22 protein-coding genes, 2 tRNA genes and 1 pseudogene are annotated in these 23,863 nt (G+C 54.6%); 7 read left to right on the top strand and 18 right to left on the bottom strand.

What is annotated here, in order from left to right; translation table 11 throughout:
• Positions 1-33: 33 nt before the first annotated feature.
• On the bottom strand, positions 34-1,830 hold the full coding sequence (glmS, locus tag D5085_05105; GenBank protein QEP42565.1) for a glutamine--fructose-6-phosphate transaminase (isomerizing): 1,797 nt from the start codon (positions 1,828-1,830) through the stop codon (positions 34-36).
• A gap of 340 nt (positions 1,831-2,170) precedes the next feature.
• Here glmS and D5085_05100 point away from each other — a divergent pair, with 340 nt between their 5' ends.
• Positions 2,171-4,192, top strand: a complete 2,022-nt coding sequence (locus D5085_05100; GenBank protein ID QEP42564.1) for a HAMP domain-containing protein — start codon at positions 2,171-2,173, stop codon at positions 4,190-4,192.
• On the opposite strand, the gene D5085_05095 is transcribed toward D5085_05100, so the two are convergent.
• Positions 4,167-4,643: a hypothetical protein gene (locus D5085_05095; GenBank protein QEP42563.1), complete on the bottom strand. Its 477-nt coding sequence runs from the start codon at positions 4,641-4,643 to the stop codon at positions 4,167-4,169. The two genes, D5085_05100 and D5085_05095, sit on opposite strands and share 26 nt — an antisense overlap.
• On the opposite strand from D5085_05095, the gene pbpC reads away from it, so the two are divergent.
• A complete protein-coding gene (gene pbpC, locus D5085_05090; protein ID QEP42562.1) occupies positions 4,642-6,771 on the top strand; it encodes a penicillin-binding protein 1C in 2,130 nt (709 codons plus the stop codon). The two genes, D5085_05095 and pbpC, sit on opposite strands and share 2 nt — an antisense overlap.
• A 53-nt stretch (positions 6,772-6,824) precedes the next feature.
• On the opposite strand, the gene D5085_05085 is transcribed toward pbpC, so the two are convergent.
• From D5085_05085 to D5085_05065, 5 genes are all read right to left on the bottom strand, one after another.
• Positions 6,825-7,724, bottom strand: a complete 900-nt coding sequence (locus D5085_05085) for a phosphoribulokinase (GenBank protein QEP42561.1) — start codon at positions 7,722-7,724, stop codon at positions 6,825-6,827.
• A 127-nt stretch (positions 7,725-7,851) separates the two neighbouring features.
• Positions 7,852-9,096: a DegQ family serine endoprotease gene (locus D5085_05080; protein ID QEP45059.1), complete on the bottom strand. Its 1,245-nt coding sequence runs from the start codon at positions 9,094-9,096 to the stop codon at positions 7,852-7,854.
• A 151-nt stretch (positions 9,097-9,247) separates the two neighbouring features.
• Positions 9,248-10,378, bottom strand: coding sequence for a PilT/PilU family type 4a pilus ATPase (locus D5085_05075; protein ID QEP42560.1), 1,131 nt, complete (start codon positions 10,376-10,378; stop codon positions 9,248-9,250).
• Positions 10,379-10,422: 44 nt separating this feature from the next.
• Positions 10,423-11,463 carry a type IV pilus twitching motility protein PilT gene (locus D5085_05070; GenBank protein QEP42559.1) on the bottom strand — a complete coding sequence of 347 codons (1,041 nt, stop codon included), beginning with the start codon at positions 11,461-11,463 and terminating at the stop codon, positions 10,423-10,425.
• A 70-nt stretch (positions 11,464-11,533) separates the two neighbouring features.
• Complete coding sequence (locus D5085_05065) at positions 11,534-12,289, bottom strand: outer membrane protein assembly factor BamD (protein QEP42558.1); 756 nt, start codon at positions 12,287-12,289, stop codon at positions 11,534-11,536.
• An 80-nt stretch (positions 12,290-12,369) separates the two neighbouring features.
• Here D5085_05065 and rluD point away from each other — a divergent pair, with 80 nt between their 5' ends.
• The 3 genes from rluD to D5085_05050 are packed head-to-tail and all read left to right on the top strand — an operon-like array spanning position 12,370 to position 15,402.
• Positions 12,370-13,326 carry a 23S rRNA pseudouridine(1911/1915/1917) synthase RluD gene (gene rluD / locus D5085_05060; protein QEP42557.1) on the top strand — a complete coding sequence of 319 codons (957 nt, stop codon included), beginning with the start codon at positions 12,370-12,372 and terminating at the stop codon, positions 13,324-13,326.
• Positions 13,323-14,438, top strand: a complete 1,116-nt coding sequence (locus tag D5085_05055; GenBank protein QEP42556.1) for a glycosyltransferase family 1 protein — start codon at positions 13,323-13,325, stop codon at positions 14,436-14,438. The genes rluD and D5085_05055 overlap by 4 nt, the downstream gene beginning before the upstream one ends.
• Positions 14,431-15,402: a glycosyltransferase family 9 protein gene (locus D5085_05050; GenBank protein QEP42555.1), complete on the top strand. Its 972-nt coding sequence runs from the start codon at positions 14,431-14,433 to the stop codon at positions 15,400-15,402. The genes D5085_05055 and D5085_05050 overlap by 8 nt, the downstream gene beginning before the upstream one ends.
• A gap of 16 nt (positions 15,403-15,418) precedes the next feature.
• On the opposite strand, the gene D5085_05045 is transcribed toward D5085_05050, so the two are convergent.
• The 6 genes and pseudogenes from D5085_05045 to D5085_05020 form a co-directional block, all read right to left on the bottom strand.
• Entirely contained in the window at positions 15,419-16,417 is a 999-nt protein-coding gene (locus D5085_05045; GenBank protein ID QEP42554.1) for a lipopolysaccharide heptosyltransferase family protein, read from the bottom strand.
• Between the two features lie 153 nt (positions 16,418-16,570).
• Positions 16,571-16,767: pseudogene (locus tag D5085_05040) on the bottom strand (NAD-dependent epimerase/dehydratase family protein).
• Between the two features lie 27 nt (positions 16,768-16,794).
• Positions 16,795-18,195 (bottom strand): transposase, encoded by a 1,401-nt coding sequence (locus D5085_05035; protein QEP42553.1) that lies wholly within the window; start codon positions 18,193-18,195, stop codon positions 16,795-16,797.
• Positions 18,196-18,327: 132 nt separating this feature from the next.
• Positions 18,328-18,561, bottom strand: coding sequence for a hypothetical protein (locus D5085_05030; protein QEP42552.1), 234 nt, complete (start codon positions 18,559-18,561; stop codon positions 18,328-18,330).
• Positions 18,562-18,633: 72 nt separating this feature from the next.
• The gene (locus D5085_05025; protein ID QEP42551.1) at positions 18,634-18,822 is read right to left on the bottom strand and encodes a type II toxin-antitoxin system HicA family toxin; all 189 of its coding nucleotides are present in this window, start codon (positions 18,820-18,822) and stop codon (positions 18,634-18,636) included.
• A complete protein-coding gene (locus D5085_05020; GenBank protein ID QEP42550.1) occupies positions 18,819-19,037 on the bottom strand; it encodes a type II toxin-antitoxin system HicB family antitoxin in 219 nt (72 codons plus the stop codon). Before D5085_05020 ends, D5085_05025 begins: the two co-directional genes overlap by 4 nt.
• A gap of 152 nt (positions 19,038-19,189) precedes the next feature.
• On the opposite strand from D5085_05020, the gene D5085_05015 reads away from it, so the two are divergent.
• On the top strand, positions 19,190-19,465 hold the full coding sequence (locus D5085_05015) for a hypothetical protein (GenBank protein ID QEP42549.1): 276 nt from the start codon (positions 19,190-19,192) through the stop codon (positions 19,463-19,465).
• A gap of 283 nt (positions 19,466-19,748) precedes the next feature.
• On the opposite strand, the gene D5085_05010 is transcribed toward D5085_05015, so the two are convergent.
• From D5085_05010 to D5085_04990, 5 genes are all read right to left on the bottom strand, one after another.
• Positions 19,749-20,558: a glycosyltransferase gene (locus tag D5085_05010; protein QEP42548.1), complete on the bottom strand. Its 810-nt coding sequence runs from the start codon at positions 20,556-20,558 to the stop codon at positions 19,749-19,751.
• An 11-nt stretch (positions 20,559-20,569) separates the two neighbouring features.
• Positions 20,570-21,520 (bottom strand): SDR family oxidoreductase, encoded by a 951-nt coding sequence (locus D5085_05005; GenBank protein QEP42547.1) that lies wholly within the window; start codon positions 21,518-21,520, stop codon positions 20,570-20,572.
• An 82-nt stretch (positions 21,521-21,602) separates the two neighbouring features.
• Positions 21,603-21,686 (bottom strand) — tRNA-Leu (locus D5085_05000).
• A gap of 20 nt (positions 21,687-21,706) precedes the next feature.
• Positions 21,707-21,793: transfer RNA gene (locus D5085_04995), tRNA-Leu, on the bottom strand.
• Between the two features lie 96 nt (positions 21,794-21,889).
• Entirely contained in the window at positions 21,890-22,822 is a 933-nt protein-coding gene (locus D5085_04990; GenBank protein QEP45058.1) for an exopolyphosphatase, read from the bottom strand.
• Positions 22,823-23,101: 279 nt separating this feature from the next.
• On the opposite strand from D5085_04990, the gene D5085_04985 reads away from it, so the two are divergent.
• Positions 23,102-23,860 carry a hypothetical protein gene (locus tag D5085_04985; GenBank protein QEP42546.1) on the top strand — a complete coding sequence of 253 codons (759 nt, stop codon included), beginning with the start codon at positions 23,102-23,104 and terminating at the stop codon, positions 23,858-23,860.
• Positions 23,861-23,863 lie beyond the last annotated feature (3 nt).

Below are 23,863 nucleotides of genomic sequence, written 5' to 3'. Positions count from 1 at the left end.
GCGGCTTGGCGTGGTTTATGCAATTGGTACCGCCTACTCTACCGTTACACTCTTCGCTAGGTTACGCGGCATATCGACATCATTACCGAGCCGAATGGCGATCTCCATCGATAGTAGCTGCACCACCACTAGCATCTCAAAAAACTCTAGCATCGGGTGGTTATAAGGGCGGATTTGGATCAGATCGTCGGCCAGTTCGACATAGTCGGTGGAGATGGCAATAATGGTCGAATCGCGTGCTGAGAGCTCCTCGACATTGCTACTAATCTTATCGTAGAGCAGGCTGCGCCCCATGAGGGCGATGGTAAACAGCTCGGCGTCGGCTAGTGCGATCGGGCCATGCTTCATCTCGCCGGCCGGATAGCCTTCGGCATGGAGATAGCTGATCTCTTTAAGCTTTAACGCCCCCTCTAACGCTAACGGATAGAAGATATCGCGGCCGATAAAAAAGAAGCCGTGGCCGTGTAGATAGCGCTTAGAGAGGCGAGTTAGGCGGTCGTGCACACTCGGCTGAACCTCCATGACCCGATGAATTTGGCGCATGGCCTCAATCTCTGTCGTTAGCTGTTCTGGCGTGAGGGTCGCGCGAATCTGCCCCCAGTAGAGGGCGAGTAGCCATAGGGTAACGACCTGAGCACTAAAGGCCTTGGTAGAGGCGACCCCCTTTTCGATACCGGCACGGAGTAAGATGGCGCGATCGGCCTCACGCACCATGGAGCTGTTATCGACATTGCAGAGGGCTAGGGTGGCGATACGATCCCGTTTAACCAGTTTGAGCGCCTCTAGGGTATCGGCGGTCTCTCCCGATTGCGAGATGACGATAAAGAGTCCATTCGGATCGAGTACCGGCTGGCGGTAGCGAAACTCACTAGCGATGGCGACATGGGTCGGTAGGCGGCAGAGTCGCTCTAAAAGGTAGCTTGCAGTGAGGGCAGCGTGGTAGCTAGTCCCGCAGGCGCAGATAGTGACCGAGCTAAACGGTTGCAACCACTCAGGCGCTAGCTCCTCTAGCGCGACCTGGTGTGAGAGTCGTCCCATAAGAACGCTATTGACCACTTCGCTCTGTTCGTAGATCTCCTTTTCCATGAAGAAGCGAAACCCCTCCTTTTGCGCCGAGAGGCTGGAGGCGGGGAGGGGGTGTATCGTCGGGGTAATGGGACTTTCTTCTCGATCAAATAGCTGGAGTTCAGTGGCGGTCGCATAGCCCCACTCTCCATCTTCCAGATAGGTTGCGGCCCCACAGCGGTCGAGCATGGCGGCATCGGAGGAGGCGAAGTGGCAGCCGTTATTAAATCCGACCTGTAGCGGGCTACCCTGTTTGGCAAAAAAGATCTTCTCCGGTGCCTGCTCTGTGGTGAGCAGAATGGCGTAGGCCCCCTCTAGTCGATTAAGCACCGCCCGAAAGGCGCTTAGTGGCTCGGCACCTTGTTGCAGATGGTGCTCAAACAGATGCACGATCACCTCGCTATCGGTCTGGCTGCTAAACCCAGTGCTGACCTGCTGCCGTAGCTGGGTATAGTTTTCGATAATGCCGTTATGGACGACGGCGCTATGGGTGAGGCGGTGGGGGTGGGCGTTCATTTCGGTCGGCTTGCCGTGGGTTGCCCAGCGGGTATGGCCAATGGCGGCCACCGCCCCTTGTGTTCGGTAATCACCGACCTTTTGCAGCAGATTATCGAGCTTGCCGACCGCGCGAAAATTTCTCATGCCATCGGTTTCGTTTAGCGCCATCCCCGCCGAGTCGTAGCCGCGATACTCTAGCTCTCGCAGACCAGAGAGGAGAAGGGTGGTGGCCTCCTCGGTACCGATATATCCAACAATTCCGCACATAAGTTACATGTTACACTATTGACTAAATTTAAATTCTAAGTTGAGCAAAGGTGTCGATTCATCAGCAAAAGCGCTGCTGAATTTTGCCCGTGGTTTTAAGCTAAGCCGTGCATGATACTGCATCTCTACGGTTATAGGGTAGGTGTGGAGCCGATTATCCGAACGAGAGAATTAAAATTATTTACTAAACAATATGTTAGCGCGATAGAGATCATGCCAAGTGGCTTTGCGTATTTTTTGGGGTAAGTCAGGGAAGGCGCAGTTGGGTAAAAGCAAAAGGGTGTGCTATGCTGACTGACTGTTGTTAATTTAGACTAATTTTAAGGAGTAATCTGTACCGATGCGCGTGCAAACTAAATTTCAGCTACCCATTATTCTCGCGCTGTTAATCGGCACCGTGGTCATTGTGTTGGTCTTAAGCGCTATTATCGAATCCCTCAATAACCAGCAGAGTGAGACGGTCGATGAGCTGATAACCAGCGGTTATCAACGTGCCGATGAGAAGCGCATGAACGAAATTTACGGCAAAATTGACCATATTGCTCAAAAGGCGTTGGGGGAGGTCGCCTTTTTCAGCCAAATGCCGGAGGTGCTGTCGGCCTACCGGCTAGCCCATCAGGGCAATATGGACGATGAGAACGATCCGACGGTACAGCGGGCGCGGCTACAGCTACGAGAAGCAATGCGACTCTTAGCAGAGGGGTGGCGTGCCGCGACCGGCCTAGAGGAGCTGCGACTCCATTTCCATCTACCGACAGGACGCAGCTTTGTCCGCACTTGGCGCGATGGTTGGCAGACGGTGCGTGAGGGTAACAGAGTCGATATTTCGGACGATTTAACTTCGTTTCGTAGCACTGTAGTGGCGGTCAATCGTGATAAGCGGCCTCTGATCGGTATTGAGGTGGGGCGGGGCGGGTTTGTGATTCGTGGTATAACCCCGATTACTGATAACGATGGCACCCACCTAGGCTCGACGGAAATCTACTACTCCTTTAGTCCAGTGGTTGAGGAGGGGCATCAGAGTAATCCGCTAACCGAGTTTGCAGTCTATATGGATAGCGCTCTGCTGCCGGTAGCAAAACAGCTACAGGATCAGACGCGCTATCCTCGACTCGATGATCGCTTCGTCTTGACCGCGGCTACCCGTGCCGAGGTGACAACCCCGCTAGTGAGCTCTGCTCTGCTCGATAGGGGGCGAGAGCAGCCCTATTCGCAGATGATGGGGAGTCGCTATGTGACGATCTTTCCCGTCACCGATTTTATTGGCGAGAAGATTGGCGTGATTGTGATGGCAACCGATATAGGTGAACAGCAGCAGACACTAAAGAGGATTCGTGCGATGGGAGATGAGGCGCTAGCTAATATTCAGCTAAAGCTGGTGATAGCGCTGTTGGTGATTATGACCCTAATTGGGGTAGCCGCTTGGTTAACCACTCGACGAGTTATTTTGCAACCTTTAGTCCATGCGGTGGAGCTAGCCGATGCGGTGGCCGAAGGCGATTTAACCTGTGAGATTATCCCCCATAGCAACGACGAGCTAGGGGAGCTACTGACTGCAATGGGGCGTATGCGTGCTAGCCTGATGGGTATGATCCATACCTTGAGTGACGCGTCGGATAATATCTCGACCGCCTCGACCGAGATTGCCAACGGCAATGAGGATTTAAGTCAACGAACCAACGATTTAGCGGCCAATATCGAGAAGATCGCCTCTAGCTTAGAGGAGTTGACCTCAACGGTCAGCCATAATGAGCAGCGGGTGCGCGATGCAGAGCAGCAGGTGAGTGAGACCCTCACTAAAGCACGCCACGGTGGGGAGGTGGCGACCAAGACGCTGACCTCAATGGATGAGATTAGCGCCGCGTCAAAGCAGGTAACGGCAATTATTGAGGTGATCGATTCGATCGCCTTTCAGACGAATCTGTTAGCCCTCAATGCCGCTGTCGAGGCGGCTCGCGCCGGTGATCATGGTCGTGGCTTTGCTGTCGTGGCGACTGAGGTACGCATGCTGGCTCAGCGTTCGGCCGACTCTGCTAAAGAGATCACCGATCTCATTAATAATACTCTCACCAAGGTCGATGAGGGGAGCCACTGGGTGCATAGTACCAGTCACGCCCTACAGGAGATTGAGGGAGCCGTGGGGCGGGTGAGTGCCTATATGAGCGAAATTAACTCCGCTAGTCGTGAGCAGTCGATCGGCATTTCGCAGGTGAATGGAGCGATTGCCCAGATGGAGAGCATGACTCAGCAGAATGCGGCGCTGGTGGAGCAGGTCTCAGCCGCTAGTCAGGCGATGGCTGATGAGGCGGCTAAATTGACCGAGCTCATTACCCGTTTTACCCTCTTGAGAGCTGACGGATGACCATGGCGGTCTGTAGGAGCTGTGATAGCGATTGTGGCGGCAGCCCATCGCGGTGAGTGGGGAGCTCTTTTAGTAGCTGATGCCGCTTTAGGAGCAGAAAGTAGTCCGCTGGAGCAAGATAGGGCTGTAGCTGTGTAAATCCTCGTTCTAACGCCTCATACCCCCCCAGATAGCGACAACTCATCAGTAGCTGTCCCTGAATGAGGGTGGCGAGTGCTGTGGCATGGGGCGACTCGAACAGCAGCGGCAGTTGCGGACGCTGCTGTAACCAGAAGCGGCCGATCATGGCCATAATATCGGCCGTGTCGTGGCGTTGGCCACGGCTAAGCGCCCGTTGACGCCGCAGCTCTGCTGTTATCGTTAGCTGTTGTGCCTGCGAATCTGTTAGGGGGTCGGCGTACCAGCGGCCACTGACTCTGGCCGTACAGTCGAGATTGGGGTTGTCGCTCATGGGAGTCTGCAGGGTAACGGTTAGGGGCGATTGGGTTATTGTGGGGCAAACGGGCAGAGATAGAAAGGGGCTAAAGGGACTGTGGTCGGCGATCGTCGTCGCGGGGCTACTGCTGGCGCTATGTTGCGTGGCGTGGGTGGTACTCCAAGCCGCGCTGCCCCGTCCACTCTTTGAACCACTTGAGTATGCGACCGAACTCTATAGCCGTGAAGGGGAGCTGCTGGGGGTGCGTCTGGCGGCAGATGGTTACTGGCGCTTGCAGCTCGATCTCTCTGGCGTCGATCCGCAGTTAGTGCACTTTCTAACGCTTATCGAAGATCGCCGTTTTCAGACCCACCCCGGTGTCGATCTGCTAGCCCTGTTACGGGCGACAGGGCAGCTATTGTGGCGTGGTGCGATCCATTCGGGGGGCTCGACTTTGACTATGCAGCTAGTGCGTTTAAGTGATCCTAGCCCCAGAACACTCCTCTATAAATTGCAGCAGCTAGGGGCGGCGCTAAAGCTGGAGCAGCGTTGGGATAAGCGCCAAATTTTGCGCCGCTATCTGGAGTTAGCGCCCTATGGGGGTAACTTGGAGGGGGTTCGTGCGGCGACCCGCTTCTACTGGCAGCAGGAGCCACAGCGGCTAACCTTGGCGCAGATAGCGCTGCTGCTGGCGATTCCACAGGCACCGGAGGCGCGTCGTCCCGATCGCCACCCCGATAACGCTCTGGCCGCTCGCGACTCGATTTTGCAGCAGCTATTAGCGCAGGGGGTGGTTAGTGTCGCTGACTATCAGCGAGCGCGAGAGCAGCCACTGCCGCTGCGGTATCGGGCAGCTAACTCTCTGCCCTATCTCTGGTCGGCTATTCCTACCGAGAGTCGCCGTCAGATCACGACCATTGAGGCGTCGATACAGCGGAAGTTAGAGACAATTAGCTCGCGGGAGCAGCAGCGGCTTGATCGCTACTCGACACTGGCGGCGATGGTGGTCAACAATCGTACCCGGGAGATTGTCGCCTGGGTCGGGCATGGCGACTATGGCGATAGCGATCGCCACGGCTATCTCGATTTAACCGCTGCAATCCGCTCCCCCGGGTCAACCCTTAAGCCGCTATTTTATGCACTGGCCATGCAGCAGGGGGGGCTGCATCCGCAGACGATAGTGCTCGATCAACCGTTTGCAAGCGGGGATTATCGACCTAAAAATTTTACCGAGCGCTTCTATGGGGAGGTGAGTTTAAGTGAGGCGCTGCGGTTATCGCTCAATGTACCGGCGGTTAAGGTACTGCACTATGTGGGCAGTGAGCCGTTTATTGAGCAGTTAAAGCGGGCTGGGGTGGCGCTACAACTCTCACAGTCTCCCCCTTCGTTAGCGATCGCGCTAGGGGGAGTGGGGGTGACGCTACGACAGCTACTACAGCTCTATAGCGCTCTAGCCGATGATGGAGTGGTGCGGCCGCTACAGCTACTTTCGACCGATGGCTTGACTGCTGTCGAGCCGATATCAGAGCCGCTATTTACCCCGCTAGCGAGCGCTTTTGTGACCGAGTCGTTAGCAGAGGCGGCTAGACCGATCGGGTTTAGCCAGCAGCCCTATCGACTGGCACTTAAAACGGGTACTAGTTACGGGTTTCATGATGCGTGGGCGGTGGGCTATAACCGCGACTACACGATGGCGGTCTGGGTCGGGCGGGCGGATGGCGGTTTTTCGAGCCCTAGGGTTGGGCTTAATGATGCCGCGCCACTGGTGTGGCAGCTATTTCAGCAGCTACCGCAGGTGGGGTTGCCGCGCTATCGGTTAACTGAGCAGCAGCAGCGGTGGCTGGCGCTGAGTGCGGCAGAGCTACCCTTAGGGTTACGCTATTTTCCTAACGATAGGGCGCAGGCAGAGGGGGGGGGGATGCAGTGGCAGCAGCCGCCGGTTAGCCGCTTGTGGCGTCAGCGATGGCAGGGGGAGGCGGTGAGGTTGCAGTTTAGTGGCGGTGAGTTACCGGTGAGCTGGTTTCTCGATCAGCGGCCCGTGGCGCTAAAACAGTTGCAGCGAGATTGGCTCTGGCAGCCGTTACAGAGTGGAGCGTATCGGGTTCAGGTGGTCGATAGATTGGGGCGGTCGTTAGAGTTAAGGGTCGAGTTAGTTGAGCCGTAGATGCTGTTAATTGCTCCCACGCCGGAGCGTGGGAATGGGCGGGGCGGGGTGGGCTATTGATTGCGCGAACGCTGCAAAATATCGTGAATAATGGGGGCTAAGATGAGCTCCATCGCAAATCCCATCTTGCCGCCGGGGACGACCATGGTGTTCCGGCGTGACATAAACGAGTCGGGGATCATGCTCAGCAGGTAGGGGAAGTCAGTGTTAAACTTCTTCGGATCTTTAAAGCGGATCACGACGAACGACTCATCGGGAGTGGGGATATCACGGGCGATAAAGGGGTTAGAGGTATCGACCGTCGGTACTCGCTGGAAGTTGATGTCGGTACGGGAGAACTGCGGCGTAATGTAGTGCACATAGTCGGGCATACGGCGCAGGATGGTATCGACAGTCGCCTCGGCAGAGTAACCGCGCTGGGAGTTGTCACGGAAAATTTTCTGAATCCACTCTAGGTTGACAATCGGTACTACGCCGATGCCGAGATCGACGAATTTAGAGACATCGCTCTTCTCATCGGCCGCTAAGCCGTGCAGACCTTCGTAAAAGAGTAGATCGGTGTTCTGGTCAATCTTCTCCCATGGAGTGAACTGGCCGGGTTGGTAGTTGGTACCGCCGAGACGGCTGTTATGGTGTACTGCCTCCTCATCGCTGTGGATGTAGTAGCGGCGCTCACACAGACCGGTCTCGCCGTAGGTTTTAAAGGTCTCTTCGAGTTTATCAAATAGGTTCGATTCGGGGCCGAAGTGGCTGAAGGAGTGGTTACCCTGCTCAGCGGCATCTGCCATCGCCTTTTTCATTGCCATACGGTCGTAGCGGTGGTAGCTGTCGCCCTCAATGACTAGCGGGTTAACCTGCTCGCGAAAGAAGATATGTTCAAAGGCGTTTTTGACCGTAGTGGTTCCGGCACCGGAGGAACCGGTGACGGCGATGACGGGATGTTGAATAGACATAGATGTGTCGCTCCTCTGTTTTTTCAGGTAAATTAATCAGTTGTTGCAGTATCGGTTAGGGTTCGGACCGGCGGCTATTTTAACCCGAACCGGGGGGGAATAACATCTTCGTCGGTAAATATTGCTGCTAGCGAATAACTAGAAAAAAGGCCTCGTTACCGCGCTGAATGTTAATGAGCAGATTGCGACTCTGCCCCGCCTGCTGTAGTTGCGCTAGGGTTTGAATCGGTTGGCGGTTAATTTGGGTCAAAATATCCCCTTCGCGCAGACCGTGGCGGTAGGCGATGGCGTTGGGGTCAACTTTGGCAAAGGCGATAAAGTTAACCTCCCCACCGGCGGTTAGCTCGCTCTGTTGGGCAAAGGTGACCCCTTTGAGTTTGGGGTGCACTTTAGCGCCATCGATTGTCCTTACCTCTGGCATCTCAACGACCATTTCGAGCTGGCGCTGCCGACCCTCGCGCATAATGGTCATTTGAATCCTCTGTCCTATCCGTTGTAGCCCAATCAGAGTGCGGATCTGGTTCACCGAGCGCACGGGGGTGTCGTTAATACGGATAATGATATCGCCAATACGGAGCCCCGCCTTGTCGGCAGGGGAGTGGCGACTGATTTGAGTCACTACCGCCCCTAGCTGGTGTGGGTCGAGATGAAAGGCGCTAGCCAGCTCTGGGGTGATATCTTGGGCGTTAATGCCGAGCCGACCTCGGCGTACTTCGCCATACTGTCGTAGCTGTGCGGTGATCTCGCGAGCCATATTGACCGGAATGGCAAAACCGATCCCGACATTACCGCCGCTTTTGGAGAGAATGGCGGTATTGATGCCAATCAGCTCGCCGCGCAGATTGACCAGTGCGCCACCGGAGTTACCGGGGTTAATTGAGGCATCCGTTTGGATAAAATTCTCATACCCCTCTATGCCTAGTCCTGAACGGCCAAGCGCCGAAACGATACCGGAGGTGACTGTCTGCCCTAGCCCGAATGGGTTGCCGATGGCGATCACAAAGTCGCCGACCCGTAGTTTAGCCGAGTCACCGAGCGGCAGCGCGTTGAGATTATTGGCGCTAACTTGGAGTAGGGCGATATCGGTTTCGGCATCGGCACCGATTAGAGTGGCGCTTAGGGTGCGGCCATCGGCTAAGTTGAGCGAAATCTCATCGGCATCGGCGATCACATGGTTATTGGTAATGACTAGCCCCTGTTTGGCATCGATGACGACACCTGAGCCGAGGCTCTGGCTCTTATGCTGTTGCGGCATTTGGGGTAGATCAAAAAAGAAGCGAAAGAAGGGATCGGAGAGCAGCGGGTTCTGCTGTACGGTTAGTGTGGTGCTGGTGACGATATTAACGACCGCCGGCACAGCTCGTTCTAGCATTGGGGCGAGTGTCGGCAGGGGGCTATCTTGGCTATCTTTAAGCGGTAGGGCGGCAATGCCAACGGCTAAGGGTAAGGCACAAAATAGGCCGATGACGGTAAGGCGTTTTAGAGTCACGGTTCGCTCCTAAAATGGATCATTGGATTAGGGGTTAGGTGATAGAGCCATCATCGATATCTTCAAGGGTTAAACCATCAAGGGAGGAGCCGAGCGAGGCATCCTCTTGGGCGAGTTTGACCATGAGTCGCACTTCATTGGGGGAGTCGGCGTTTTTGAGCGCATCTTCGAGCGAAATGTAGCCATCACGATAGAGTTCGTAGAGCGCTTGGTCAAAGGTCTTCATCCCCGCCTCATTCGACTTTTTCATAATCTCTTTAATCGAATGGACTTCGCCTTTGTGGATTAACTCCGAGATCATGGGGGTATTGAGCAGAATCTCTAGCGCCGCACGCCGCCCTTTGCCATCTTTCGTCGGAATGAGCCGCTGGGCGACGACCGCTTTCAGATTAAGGGAGAGATCCATGAGTAGCTGCTGTTTACGCTCTTCGGGGAAGAAGTTAATAATCCGATCTAGCGTCTGGTTGGCGTTATTGGCGTGCAAGGTGGCTAGCGCTAAGTGGCCGGTCTCGGCAAAGGCGATGGCGTGATCCATGGTGCTGGGGTGGCGAATTTCGCCAATGAGTATCACGTCGGGGGCCTGTCGTAGCGTATTGACTAGCGCATCATCAAACGAATCGGTATCGATGCCGACTTCGCGTTGGGTAATGACATTGCCTTTATGTTGGTGGACATACTCGATCGGATCTTCGATGGTAATAATGTGGCCGGTGGAGTTGGTGTTGCGGTAGTCGATCATTGAGGCTAGTGAGGTCGATTTCCCCGAGCCGGTGCCGCCGACAATGAGCACAATCCCGCGTTTGGTCATAATGATCTCTTTGAGGATTTCGGGGAGGTTAAGATCATCGAACGAGGGGATGGTGGTCTCGATTTTACGAATGACCATGCCGATTTGGTTGCGTTGTTGAAAGACATTAACCCGAAACCGACCGATACCGCTGCGGGAGATGGCGAAATTGCACTCGCGCTTGCGTTCGAACTCTGCGATCTGATCTTGGCTCATAATGCCGTAGATAATCTGCTTGGCGAGATCGGGGGTGAGACTCCCCTTGGCGAGTGGCTGTAGGGTACCGTGTACCTTGAGCATCGGTGCGACCCCGACGGTGACAAACATATCGGAGCCATTTTTATGAACCATTAATTTTAGTAGGGCATCAAAATCCACTGCGTTTCTCCCGCGCGATAGTTACGCGTTGTTTTGTTAGAGGGCTATTTTCCAAAGGAGTCTTTATTGGCCGCTTTAGAGCGTGCATCGGTTAAAGTGACTATCCCCTCGTCATAGAGTCGTTTAAGGTTCTGATCTAGCGTTTGCATCCCATGCTGCTGTCCGGTCTGAATCGCTGAGTACATCTGCGCGACCTTATTCTCTCGAATGAGGTTACGAATCGCTGGAATGCCGAGCATAATTTCGTGCGCCGCGACTCGACCACCGCCGATCTTCTTGAGCAGCGTCTGCGAGATCACCGCTTTTAGCGACTCAGAGAGCATGGAGCGAACCATCTCCTTCTCGGCGGCTGGGAAGACATCGACAATACGATCAATCGTCTTTGCCGCTGAGCTGGTGTGGAGGGTGCCGAAGACGAGGTGGCCGGTCTCTGCCGCCTCTAGCGCCAACTTTATTGTCTCCAGATCCCGCATCTCGCCGACTAGAATGACATCGGGGTCTTCCCGTAAAGCCGAGCGCAGTGCGGCGCTAAAGCTTCTGGTATCGCGGTGGACTTCGCGCTGGTTAATGAGGCACTTTTGGCTTTCGTGGACAAACTCTATCGGATCTTCAATGGTGAGGATGTGGCCATATTCCGACCTGTTTTTGTGATCTACCATGGCGGCTAAGGTGGTCGATTTTCCCGAACCGGTCGGGCCGGTGACAAGGACAATACCGCGCGGATATTCGGAGATATCTTTGAAGATGGAGGGGCAGTTGAGCTGCTCTAGGGTCAAAATTTTGGAGGGGATGGTTCGCAGCACCGCTGCCGCGCCCCGATTCTGAATAAAGGCGTTGACACGAAATCGAGCTAACCCCTTTATCTCAAAAGAGAAATCGGCCTCCCAGTGCTCTTCGTAATCTTTGCGCTGCTTATCGTTCATAATATCGTAGATCATGCCGTGAACATCTTTGTGCTCTAGGGGCGGGATATTGATGCGGCGCACATCGCCATCGACACGAATCATCGGCGGTAGGCCGGCTGAGAGGTGGAGGTCTGATGAGCCCTGCTTGTGGCTAAAGGCGAGTAGTTCGGTAATATCCATGTGGTTCTCCCCGGATCAGTGTTAGTTAGGTAGGGTTAACATTAACGATTCTTGCCCCGTTTGCCTAGTGTTAATTGGTGGGTAGCGGGGGGGCGGGCGTGGTGCGGTTAAGCTCTAGTATGCGTTGGGTATCTTTGGCTAGATCGTCTAACTCTAGCTGCTGATAGGCGCTGGCCATTAGCTCTAGCGCCGGTTCAATGACTGCTGTTTTGGGGTAGTTTTCGATAATATACTGGGCACGGTTAGCCGCCGCTAGGTAGGCACCGCGACGAAAGTAGTAGTTGGCGACATTGAGCTCATACTCTGCTAGGGTATTGCGTAGCCGCACCATCTTCTCGACCGCATCTTGGCGATACTGGCTGTTAGGGTAGCGTCTGACTAAATCGTCAAAGTATTGAAAACTCATCCGAATTCGTTGAGGATCGTGGTCGCTCTTCTTCTGTCCGGTCAGGCGGTCAAAGGTATCGAGCTCTAGCGGATAGGCGGCTAGACCACGCAGATAGTAGGCGTAGTCAACATTTTCGTGCCGTGGGTGGAGTTTGATAAAGCGGTTGGCGGCGGCAATGGCGGCATCGGGCTGGTCGTCTTTATAGTAGGCGAAGGCGGTATCGAGCTGCGCCTGCTGGGCGTAGAGGCCGTAGGGGTAGTTCGCTTCGAGTCGATTTAAGGTGGTAATCGCCTCCTGATAGGCGCCGTCCTCTAACTCTGAACGGGCTTTGGTGTAGATCGCTTCGGCGCTCATCCCCTCATACTCATCGTCAGAGGTGGTGGCGCAGCCTTGGAGCAGGATGAGCAGTAGTAACAGTTGTCGGGCAAGGTGTGGCATAGTGCGTGGTTTACTCCTGTGCAGATTATCTGAATGGCGAGGGGCGTCGTTTCGAATGGGTTTTATTATAGCGGATTAAGATGAGTGAAGATATTGACAGCGATGAAACGCTGTTTGAGTGTGTCATTGAGCAGGGGGGGCGGTTGGATGCGGTAGCGGCGGCAGAGTTGCCGGACTACTCTCGTAGCCGTATCCAGCGCTGGATTAAGGCCGGACAGGTGGCGATCGATGGTGAGCTAATACGGTTGCCTAAGGCTAAGGTGGTGGCGGGGGCAACCTTGTCGGTTCAGATTGAGCTTGAGCCGGAGGGGGAGTGGTTAGCGGAGTCGATGCCGCTCGATATTGTCTATGAGGATGGGGCGATTTTGGTATTGAATAAGCCGATCGGTCTGGTGGTTCACCCTGCGCCTGGGCATCGGCAGGGGACGCTGTTAAATGGGCTGCTCGGGTATGCCGAGGGCTTAAGGGCGATTCCTAGGGCGGGTATCGTCCATCGGCTCGATCGCGATACAAGCGGTTTAATGGTGGTGGCCAAAACCTTGCCGGCGCAACTCTCGCTTATCGACCAGCTACAGCGGCGTACCGTATCGCGCCGCTATGAGGCGGTGGTCGAGGGGGTTCCTACCGGGGGAGGTCGGGTCGATGCGCCTATTGGCCGCCATCGCCAAGATCGTAAACGGATGGCGGTGGTGGCTGCGGGGAAGGCGGCGATCACCCACTATCGGGTGGTGCGCCGTTTTCAGGCCCATAGCCACCTCTCGTTACAGCTAGAGAGTGGTCGCACTCACCAAATCAGGGTTCACATGCAACATATCCACCATCCGTTGGTCGGTGATCCGCTCTATGGCGGGCGACCACGATTCCCGAAGGGGTGCGGTGAGGCGTTACGGCAGCAGCTACAGCAGTTTAGACGCCAAGCGCTGCACGCGGTTGCGTTAGAGCTGATACACCCTGTGAGCGGGGAGAGGGTGGGGTGGCAGAGTCGATTACCAGATGATATGCAGCAGCTATTGCGGCAGTTAGAGCAACTACTATGAAGATACTCCAGCTCTGCCTCTCCCCCGGCGTTGGCGGTCTTGAGCTCTATGTGCTTCGTAGCGCGATTGCCCTACAGCAGCGCCAGATCGAGACTTTACTGGTGGTGCGCCCCGACTCACTGCTTCAGCAGCGTGCCGAGGCGGCCCAACTCAGAGTGGTGACCCTAGCGTGCCGCAGCTACCGCCTTCCGCTCATCACCGCTCGGCGTTTGGCTCAAATCATCGATAGAGAGGCGATCGATATCCTCCATCTCCACTGGGGCAAGGATCTGTTATTGGCGGTGTTGGCTAAAAGGCTAGCGCTTCGACCGCTAAAACTGATCTACACCCGCCAGATGATGCTCACCCGTCCTAAAAAAGATATCTACCACCAATTTATCTATCGCCATGTTGATCGCTTTCTTACCATTACTCGGCAGCTACAACAGTTAGCGCAAGCCTATCTGCCGCTGCCGCCTCAGGCGGTGCAACAGCTCTACTACGGTGTGAGCCAACCGACTAAACTGAGTGAGGCGCAGCGCCAGCAGCTACGCCAACAGCTCGGTGCCCGCCACAGGACGACGCTACTAATCGGTCTGGTCGGCCGGATGGAGCGCAACAAAGGGCAGCATCTGTTCATTGAGGCGATTGAGCAGCTTGTGCAGGAGGGTCAACCGGTTCACGCCACCCTCATCGGCCCCGCCATGAATTTAGCCTATCAACAACAGCTACAACAGCAGAGTCAGCGTGGTCAACTGTCATCGTGCATCACTCTGTTTGGCAGCCACCCAAACCCTATTGAGCTCATGGCCGCCTTCGATGTCGTGGTCTTAACCTCAGAGATGGAGACCTTCGGGCTAGTCCTCATTGAGGCGATGCGTGCCGGGGTCGCGGTTATCGGCACCCATGCCGGCGGCGTGCCGGAGATTATCGACGATGGCGTTACCGGTCTGCTGTTTACCCCGAACGATGTGGGCCAACTCACCGCACAACTGCGTCGGCTGCTAGACGATCCGCCACTGCGCCAGCAGATCGCCGCCGCCGGTCAAGCTAAAGCTGATGCCGAATTTGCCGAGCCGCTGCACTATGAGCGGCTGCTAAACCACTACCGACAGCTACTCGCCGATGGCTAATCGACCCTCGATTCTGCTTATCCGTTGTGGTGCCGTGGGCGATACCGTGCTGGCGACTTGTGCTATCGAACCGGTGCGACAGCGCTGGCCTGAGGCGCAACTGGAGTGGCTGCTCACCCCCGCATCGGCATCGTTATTTGCCGCCGATCCACGCATTGCTACAATCCACCGCCTGCACCACCGTAAACTCCCCATCTGGCTTACGCCGCTCAAACGCCGTCTAATTAAACAGTCGCGCCAACAGCCCTATGAGTTAGTTATCAATATGGAGACCGCGCCACACTTTCGGCAGTTGGCGCAGTGCCTCAACAGTAGGGCCAGACTCAGTTATGGGGACGAAGTGGGTTGGCTCGATAGGCATGGTGTGGATAATCATCGCCGCCTGCTACAACACGGTGGTTTTGATCTTCAAAGCGCCCGCCCCTCACTGCGAGGTGCGGCCTTACCGTTACAACTCCCCCCTGCCTTTGTTGTGCTTCACCCCGGTAACAGCCACATTAGCAGCCGACAGCCCAACATTCGTGCCTGGCCAGAGGCCCATTGGCAGCAGTTAACCCAGCAGCTATCCGCCGCCGGTATCGCCACCGTTATTACCGGAACAGCGGCTGAGGCCGGCGTTGCCTCGGCAATAGCCGCCCCTGACAGCCTCAATCTGGCCGGAAAAACCGATATCGCCGCCCTGATTACCCTGTTACAACAGGCGCAACTTCTTGTCTGTAGCGACTCTGGCCCGGTGCACCTTGCCGCCGCCGTCGGCACCAAAGTGTTAGGGCTCTACGGCCCAACCCGTCCGACTCAAACCGCCCCCTACGGCCCACCGGAGCAGATTAAACTCCTTAGCCACCCGCTCCCTTGTAGCCCCTGCTACGGCACCCCCTTGCAAAAAAGGTGTCGCGATAACCGCTGTATGCAGGCGATGAGTGCCGATGAGGTCGCCACTGCGGTGAAAAACTGGCTACGCTGAGCTGCAATTAGATAGCTCACCCCCACAGCCGCTGCAAAAAATCGAGCGCAGCGCGCGTGGCCGCAGCCATATCGATCGCCGCCACCTGCTGCTCGGCAGCGGCTGGTGGGGTAAAGTGCAGACGGCGATCGGCACTATTTAGGCTCTGCCAGCGCAGCGGTGTGGCGGAGCGGTGGCCGGGGTAGAAGGCAATCGTGGCGCTATTTAACGCACCGGCCAGATGGAGTGGCCCGCTGGAGCTACCGATAAAGAGATCGGCACCGGCTAGCAGCGCCACCAGTTGCGGCAGATCCGCTGGCATCACTACCTGAGAACTCAGTTTCGGCAACAGCGCTGCTAACTGTTGCGCTAGCTGCTGTTCATCGGGACTCCCGGCAGTTAGCCAAATTTGAACTGGCCACTTTGTGGCAATCGCCCGCACCAGTGCGGCATAGTGTGGTGGCGGTAGCCGACCGGCCGATCCGCCACTTCCGGGGTGAATGACCACCGTTTTAACCGTTGTATCGGTTTTCATCACCGCCGCATAGCGTAACAGTGGTCGTTGTAACTCACTGGGCAGCCACTCATCCGCTGACTCTGACGCCGGCTGCAAGCCGATATCGCGCAAAAAGCGATCGACTAAATCGCAGTTATAAGCATACTCTGGTTTAAGCGATCGGGAGCGGCGCTGGGTCAAACGCTGGTTATAGAGCAGTTGCGCCCACTTAGTCGCCGGTGCCAAACGATAGGGAATTCGCGCCAATGCCGTTGCCAGCGCCACTCGACCGGTCGAAAAGAGGGTAATGACCGCATCAAAGCGTTGCTCTCTTAGCTGACGCTGTAACGCCCATACCCCCTGCCCGCTATCGATAAGCACGGCATCGATCATAGTCGATAGCGGCGCTAGTGCAGCGGTATAGGGCGGTAGCAGCATGGTGATATGGCAGTCGGGCAGATAGTGTTTTAACAGCGCCACGGCCGGCCAGGCGAGGATAAAGTCGCCGAGTTTATCGTTGCGGATGAGGAGAATCTTCAATCTCTGCCTACCCTTTAGCTAAGAGGCTTTTAAGGCCCTCATAACGACCCGCATTTCATAACATGGATATTTCCACGCATAATATTTTTTAGGCTTTGTTCATCGTTTCGTCACCCTCATGAGGGGGGATATAGTCTTGCGCTGGAGGACATCCTCGAACGACACCGCGACATGGCTCTGGGCGGCGAGGTTGTAGAGTTCGTCGGGCTGCACCTGCTGGAGGATGCGAATCAGGCTGGAGGCATCGGTCAGGGTGCCGTGGTAGAGGATGAAGCGCCGGGCGCTGCTGTGGGGACCTGGTAGAGATGGTCGATGCGATCGGTGTTGAACAGCGAGCTGCGGCACTTGATACTGTGGACTTCGTAGCCTTTCTGTTCCTAAAAACCTAAGCAAAGTTGCTCATGGCAGTTTTTCGGTAATTCGCTCTCCGTTGATAACACCCGTACGGGCGAGCAACTGGAGTCCTGGTTGAGCAGTCCCAACCGGAGGCGCTCAGTCCGCGCTTGCAAGATCGTCTTCACCTGTCGGTACGGCATGAACCGATCGATGTCAAGATCGGACAACCGTGCCAGCACGTTTCGCGCAGCGTTCTGGTCTGCCTGCAACACAACCCCGTCGAAACAGTAAAACCGATCCCCCTGGCGTTTGCCGAGTAGGCATCCGTTGCGGGAATCAATTTGCGATGTGTAGGCAGGATTGACCAGAACGACCGCAGAACCTCTGCGGCTTGAAACACTATCAAGTGCTTCGGCAATGACGCCTTTCGTCCAGCTTGCCAGCCGACGATTGACGTTCTTGCCGAAGGACTTGCCCGACATCGGGGCGGTGAGCTCTTCCGCCGCAATCACGGCGGCTTTATCAACAACCTTATGAACCGACTGAAACACCACATCACGGATGCTTGCATGGGTTTTGTCCATCTGCCGGTTTAGCTTTTTGCGCCCAAGGTTAAAGCGATAAATGTGCTCGCGTTTATGCGGGTTACGGGTCGTGTTGGCGAGCGCTCGCAGTTTTGATCGGCGCTGATATTTGGCTTTTAGCTTATCGGATTGTTCGGTCAGTACTTGACCGAGCTCCTGGCCGTGGTGATCGCCGTCTGAATCCACAAGCACTTCGGAGTAGCCTTTATCAATGCCGAGGGTGCGCTTGCCGCAATCCTGTTTGGTTTCGACATTAACGGTGGTGTGAACCTCAATACGGTCATCGTCTTTGATAATGACGCGCAGAGTGCCAGTTGGCGTGATCGTGGTATTGAGCAAAATGGCGATACGCTGACCTTTAACAAGGCCGGGGATCTTGATCCAGACGCACCCACCCAGGAGGAAGGTAGTGTAATTATCTGAACGGACAATAATCTGGTTATGGGTATGGTTATGGCCATGATGCCAGTGCTTACGCATGAGCCGGCGCAGATAAGAATCGCCCGTCCATTCGTTGCGCTTGAGGGCAGTGAACAGGCGTTTTTGCTCGGCTTCGTCCCGGGTGTGACGAAAGACAGATTGGCGAACTTTAACCTTGGCCGCTTCCATGCAGGCGGTGATGTTGCCCTTCGCATCTCGTAGGGTCTCTTTCCAAGCGTTGGCGGAAACCGGAAAGGCGCGACCTTCCTTCAGCCAGCCATCGCGAATCTTGCGATCCGAGAGACCCACGCCACCGACCGACCCAAACCTCTGCCAGACCTCGGTACGCACTTGGCCAAGCCGACGCGCCTGCTCGCGCAATGCGGCGACTTTGCCCTTGTTCGGGCGTTTTGCGTTCAAAACTCGCGTGACCTTCATTCGCACACATCCTTTGGTAACTGAATGGGACTATCGGGAAAATCCTCCTTGATCTCCAGCAGCAGTTCGGCCAGATAGCTGCCGTCCTGGCCGGTGATGAGGGCTTTTTTCATCTTGTTTCGTCCGCTGTTCCTAAAAACCTAAGCAAAGTTGCTCATGGCGGTTTTTGGTAATTCGCTCTCCGTTGATAACACCCTTGCGGGCGAGCAACTGGAGTCCTGGTTGAGCAGTCCCAACCGGATGGCCGGTCAACACCGGCAACATGGGCAGTTTCAGCCATCGAAACCCAGCTTGCGCCATAAAAATTGCCTCGACGTTCATCCTGAACAGAGAACAACCTTGCGATTCGACTTCGACTCTAACCATGGCACGCAAAACTTTCGCGCTTGTAGATAACCTATCTACGGTGGAAAATTCTAATGACAAATAAATAAAAAATCAAGAACTGTTTTTTGCTCCCAAGGTTTTCAGAATTTTTTTCGCGAGAGGTTCTTTGATTTCCGTATGCCGAGGCACGGCCTCGACTTTGGCATTGTCGGGATTGATCCACAACGAATGCGCGGCACCTTCCGGCTTAAGATAGCAACCCGCCATGCGGAGCTTCCGTTCGAGCAGGGTTCTTTTCATCCGATGACGACAGTATCGCGGATGACATCATTTGGCAGGCCGCGCAGTATGTCGGCGGTTCGATCTTCGATAATCAGCTCAATGGCTTGACGCAAACTGTTCTTGGCTTCGTCAAGCGTTTCACCTTGACCATTGGCGCCAGGAATCTCTGGGCACATCGCCCAATAGCCCCCTTCTGGCGCGGCTTCGATCATTGCGGTTAATTCTGCTTTCATTCTTTATCGCCTCCACGGCCTTGTTCATCGTTTCGTCAGGGACAGCCACAAACCGGCAGCTTGCTCGATTTTACAGGTGACATGACACCCACACTTCTGAGGCGTAAAATCTGTTGAGCAAAACCATTTATCGCCACAAAATAGGAAGTGTCATGTCAGAAGCAAGTGTAACTGAATCGGTCGCAAATCCCAAGCAGAAACCGCGCCGTAGCCATATAGACATTACCCAACTGCTAGAGCGATACGAGCAAATGACTCATGAGCTGAGTGAAGCCGACATTGCACAGCACTTGGACATTCCTCGCACCACACTGCGTCACTGGCGTCAGCGCAAAGCCTCGCTGCCTTGCTCACCGGTGGTGGCTGACTTTTTTGAGCACCCGGATGGAATTGCGTTTCTGCATCAGCTCAGAAACCTCCCGCTATGAGTGTGAAATCAGCCAATCGATGGCAGAAGACATGATCTCAGCAATCAACGACTATTCATACCGATGCCAGCCTTAGCGGTATTCGCTTCTCCCGCAGTGCGATACCGGGGCAGTTTATAGAGGATGCTTATATTTATCGGTCTATGGGTTAGTTCAGCTTTGAGGCCTTGTTCATCTCTTCGTCCAGCTCCCCTCCACCCCTCCCCGCTGGGGGAAGACGAGGGAGTCATGACTCATGAGGGTGACGAGACGATGAACAATGCATTAATAAAATCAATAAAAATCAAGGTGTCTTAATTATTCCTTTAGCAGCTCGTATATAATTTAATTGTTGTGTCAACTGAAATTTTTGCCAATTATTCTCATTAGGCTGATAACTGCGCGGATGATGCAGATGCCACTGTAGTGCCTGCCACTTCACACTACGCACCACGACACCACTTCGACGCAGCCGCCAATCAATGTCGCTATCTTCACCCACACCAGCCGCCTGATAGGCCTCATCAAACCCGTTGACCGCCTCAATATCCTGCCTATGGACCGCAAAATTACTCCCTAACAGCGCCAGTGGCTTAGTCGGTAACCGTGACGCTAAAATCGGTGGTAGCAGTGCCATCTCCAACCCTTTCACCCGATCCCGCTGCAACGAACGCAGATGGCGCCACCACCAGCGCGATGAGTGCAGCGCCGACCACAACTCCGGTCGCTGCCGTAGCTCTGCCGACCAGTGCGCCCCCAGCTCCACCCGCCTTCCCGCTGTCATACAGTGCGGCGCTGCATAACGACAATGCGCCGCTATAAACTCGCGATGTGGCAGACAATCGCCATCAATAAAGATCAGCCAATCGCTACGAGCCGCAACAATCGCACGATTCAACGCCCGATTTTTACGAAATCCGACATCGGGCTGAGTGAGATGTTGCCAACTACAGGCATGTGGAAAGGCCTGAACTGCCGCAGCCATCGCTGGATCGGCATCATCTTCGGAGATAATGACCTCAAACTCGGCGACACTCTGCCGCTGTAGCGCTCGCAAAATCAGCAGCAGCGCCTCAACATCTTTATAGACTGAAATAATCAGGCTACAGCGCATCGTCAAAACGACTACTTTGCGCTCAACAGTCCGGCAAAATAGGGAATAGTCTTCTCCAACCCCTGCTCCAGCGCTATCATCGGCTCCCAGCCCAGCTTCTCTTTAGCGAGACTAATATCGGGGCGGCGCTGTTTCGGGTCATCCTGCGGCAGCGGTTTAAAGATTAGCTCTGACTTAGAACTCGTCATAGCAATCACCTTCTCGGCCAACTCGCGAATGGTAAACTCGCCCGGATTACCGGTATTTACCGGGCCGGTAAAGCTATCATCGCTTGCCATCAGGCGCACAAACACTTCAATTAGATCATCAACATAACAGAATGATCGGCTCTGTTCCCCGTCACCATAGATGGTAATGGGCTGATGTTGCAGCGCCTGCATAATAAAATTAGAAACCACCCGCCCATCGTTCGGGTGCATTCGTGGGCCATAGGTGTTAAAAATACGCGCCACTTTTATCCGCAGTTTATGCTGTCGATGGTAGTCGAAAAAGAGCGTCTCAGCACAGCGCTTCCCCTCATCGTAGCAGGAGCGAATACCGATAGGATTCACCCGCCCCCAGTAGCTCTCGAACTGAGGATGCACCTCTGGGTCACCATAGACTTCAGAGGTCGATGCCTGGAAGATTTTCGCTTTGGTGCGTTTGGCCAGCCCGAGCATATTGATCGCCCCGTGGACACTGGTTTTGGTGGTCTGCACCGGATCGTGCTGGTAGTGGATCGGTGAGGCGGGACAGGCGAGGTTATATATTTCGTCCACCTCGACATAGAGCGGAAAGGTGACATCGTGACGCATCAGTTCAAAGTGGGGGGTATCCATAAGATGGACGATATTATCTTTAGTGCCGGTAAAGAAGTTATCAAGACAGATCACATCGGCACCATCGGCTAGCAGCCGCTCGCACAGATGGGAACCTAGAAATCCAGCCCCACCGGTGACTAAAACTCGTTTGCGTAGATGCATCCCCCCTCCTGTCTCTTTTGTTAATGGATACAAGTTAGCGGCTTTAACATTAGCGAGGGCGAGTCTGAAAAAAGCTTATAGATGGTGCCGACCGGGAGACTCGAACTCCCACACACAAGGTACCAGAACCTAAATCTGGCGCGTCTACCAGTTCCGCCAGGTCGGCAAAGTTATTTCGAAAAAATATGGTGCCGAGGAGAGGACTTGAACCTCCACGGGGTTACCCCCACTAGCACCTGAAGCTAGCGTGTCTACCAATTTCACCACCTCGGCTCTGAATGGCGGCCATTGTAGTCAGATTCTTCTCTGTGTCAAGCGAAACCTTGCGGCTAACACTAGGTTAGGCCGCACACTAGGGCTATCGGGGGATTAGCCGTCAGCGTTAATTTTGGTGATCAGCTCTTGTAGTACCGCTTCGGCTTTATCGTTATCGACCTGACAGGTACCGGCATTAAGGTGGCCGCCGCCGCCATACTGGAGGCAGAGCTCGCCGATGTTGGTATGGGAGCTGCGGTTAAGAATCGATTTACCGATAGCAAAGACGGTATTTTGCTGCTTTAACCCCCACATGGTGTGGATAGAGATATTGGTTTGGGGGTAGAGGGCGTAGATCATAAACCGGTTAACGGCGTAGATCTGCTCCTCTTTACGAAGGTCGAGGAGAACTAAGTTGTCATGTAGGGTGGAGCAGCGCTGAATCTGCTCTTTCGCCTTCGCTTCGTGATCTCGAAACAGCGTGACCCGCTCTTGGACATCGGGTAGCTGTAAAATATCGTCAATATCGTGATTTTTACAGTAGTCGATGAGATCCATCATAAGCTGATAGTTAGAGACTCGAAATTCACGAAAACGCCCTAAACCGGTGCGAGCATCCATTAGGAAGTTCATTAACACCCACCCTTCGGGGTTTAAGATATCCTCCTCACTAAACTGAGCTGAATCGCCCTTATCGACCGCCTCCATCATGTCGTTCCATGCAGCAGGGAAGCGTTCGGCACCGCCATAGTAGTCGTACACAACCCGAGCGGCAGAGGGGGCTTCGGGATCGATAATGTGGTTATCGGCGCGGTTGTCGTGGCGTAGTGTTTCGCTTAAGTGGTGGTCAAAGGCGATATGTACCCCCTCGACATAGGGGAGGTTGGTGGTGATATCCCGATGAGATATCTCGACTTTGCCATCTTGCATATCTTTGGGGTGGACAAATTTGATCTCATCAATAATGCCGACCTCTTTTAACAGAACGGCACAGACTAAGCCGTCGAAGTCGCTGCGCGTAACCAATCGAAATTTTTTGTCGCTCATCGTTTGCTCCTGAAATAAATGTGCTGCTGCCATCTGATTTTGCTGCTAAATGACATGAATTATCAATGAAATAGGTTTTGGATAGCCAAAACTGTGCTCTCTGAAATAGCAAGGCGCTGCAGGTAAGTTGACAGACCGGTTAAAATCATTGGCTATAGTATAACCGTTAAGGGGGGAATGTGAAAAAACTTCCTGCATCAATATAGACTGGCCATACAGAGGGGGTTTGCTGTAATCTGGACACCATAATCTATATTGGGCTACACAGAGGAGGAGAGGATGAGTCGAGCTAGAGGGGGGTGGGTGTTTGGCCTCTGGTGTGGGGTGATGGCCTTTCCGCTGCTAGCGCAGCAGGAGTTACGGATAACGACTGGGGTTGACTACCCCTTTATCGATAGCGCTACTGGAGAACCGGGTTTTTTAGCGCAGGTGTTAACAGAGGCACTACAGCCGTTAGGCTATCGCCTTAAGGTGGTGCAGAGCCCCCCAGCGAGGGCGCTGCAAAACGCTAATCAGGGGATTGATGATGGGGATCTTTTACGCATTGCTGGGCTAGAGCAGAGCTATCCGAACTTGGTACAGGTGCCTGAGAGCCTCTTTGATACCGACTTTGTCGGTTACACGCTGCACGGTGAGCTGTCGGGGGAGGGGTGGCAGCGCCTTAAGGGGCTGAGAGTGACCTATGTGGTCGGCTGGAAGATATTTGAACAGCAGATAGATGAGTCGATGCGGGCCGAGCCGGTGCGTTCAGCGCCGCAGATGTTCAAACTGCTACAGGCGGGGGTGGTTGATGTGGCGCTCTATGAGAAGTGGCAGGGGCTCTATCAGGCTAGGCTGTCGAACTTAGATCGATTGCAGGTGGTGGAGCCGCCGTTTGCTACCGTATCGCAGTACAGCTATCTGCACCAAAAGCACGCACACTTGATCGAGCCGCTAGCTAGGGCGTTAAGAGAGTTAAAGAGTCGTGGTCGCTACCGCCAGCTCTATGAACAGATTCTGTTACCGCACCGCCCCCCCGTTAGGTCGCAGAATCACTGAGAG

The organism is Ectothiorhodospiraceae bacterium BW-2 (genome assembly GCA_008375315.1).
Lineage (GTDB): Bacteria > Pseudomonadota > Gammaproteobacteria > Thiohalomonadales > Thiohalomonadaceae > BW-2.
The sequence above is the reverse complement of the archived record's forward strand: the minus strand, read 5'-3'. Positions and strand labels throughout refer to the sequence as shown.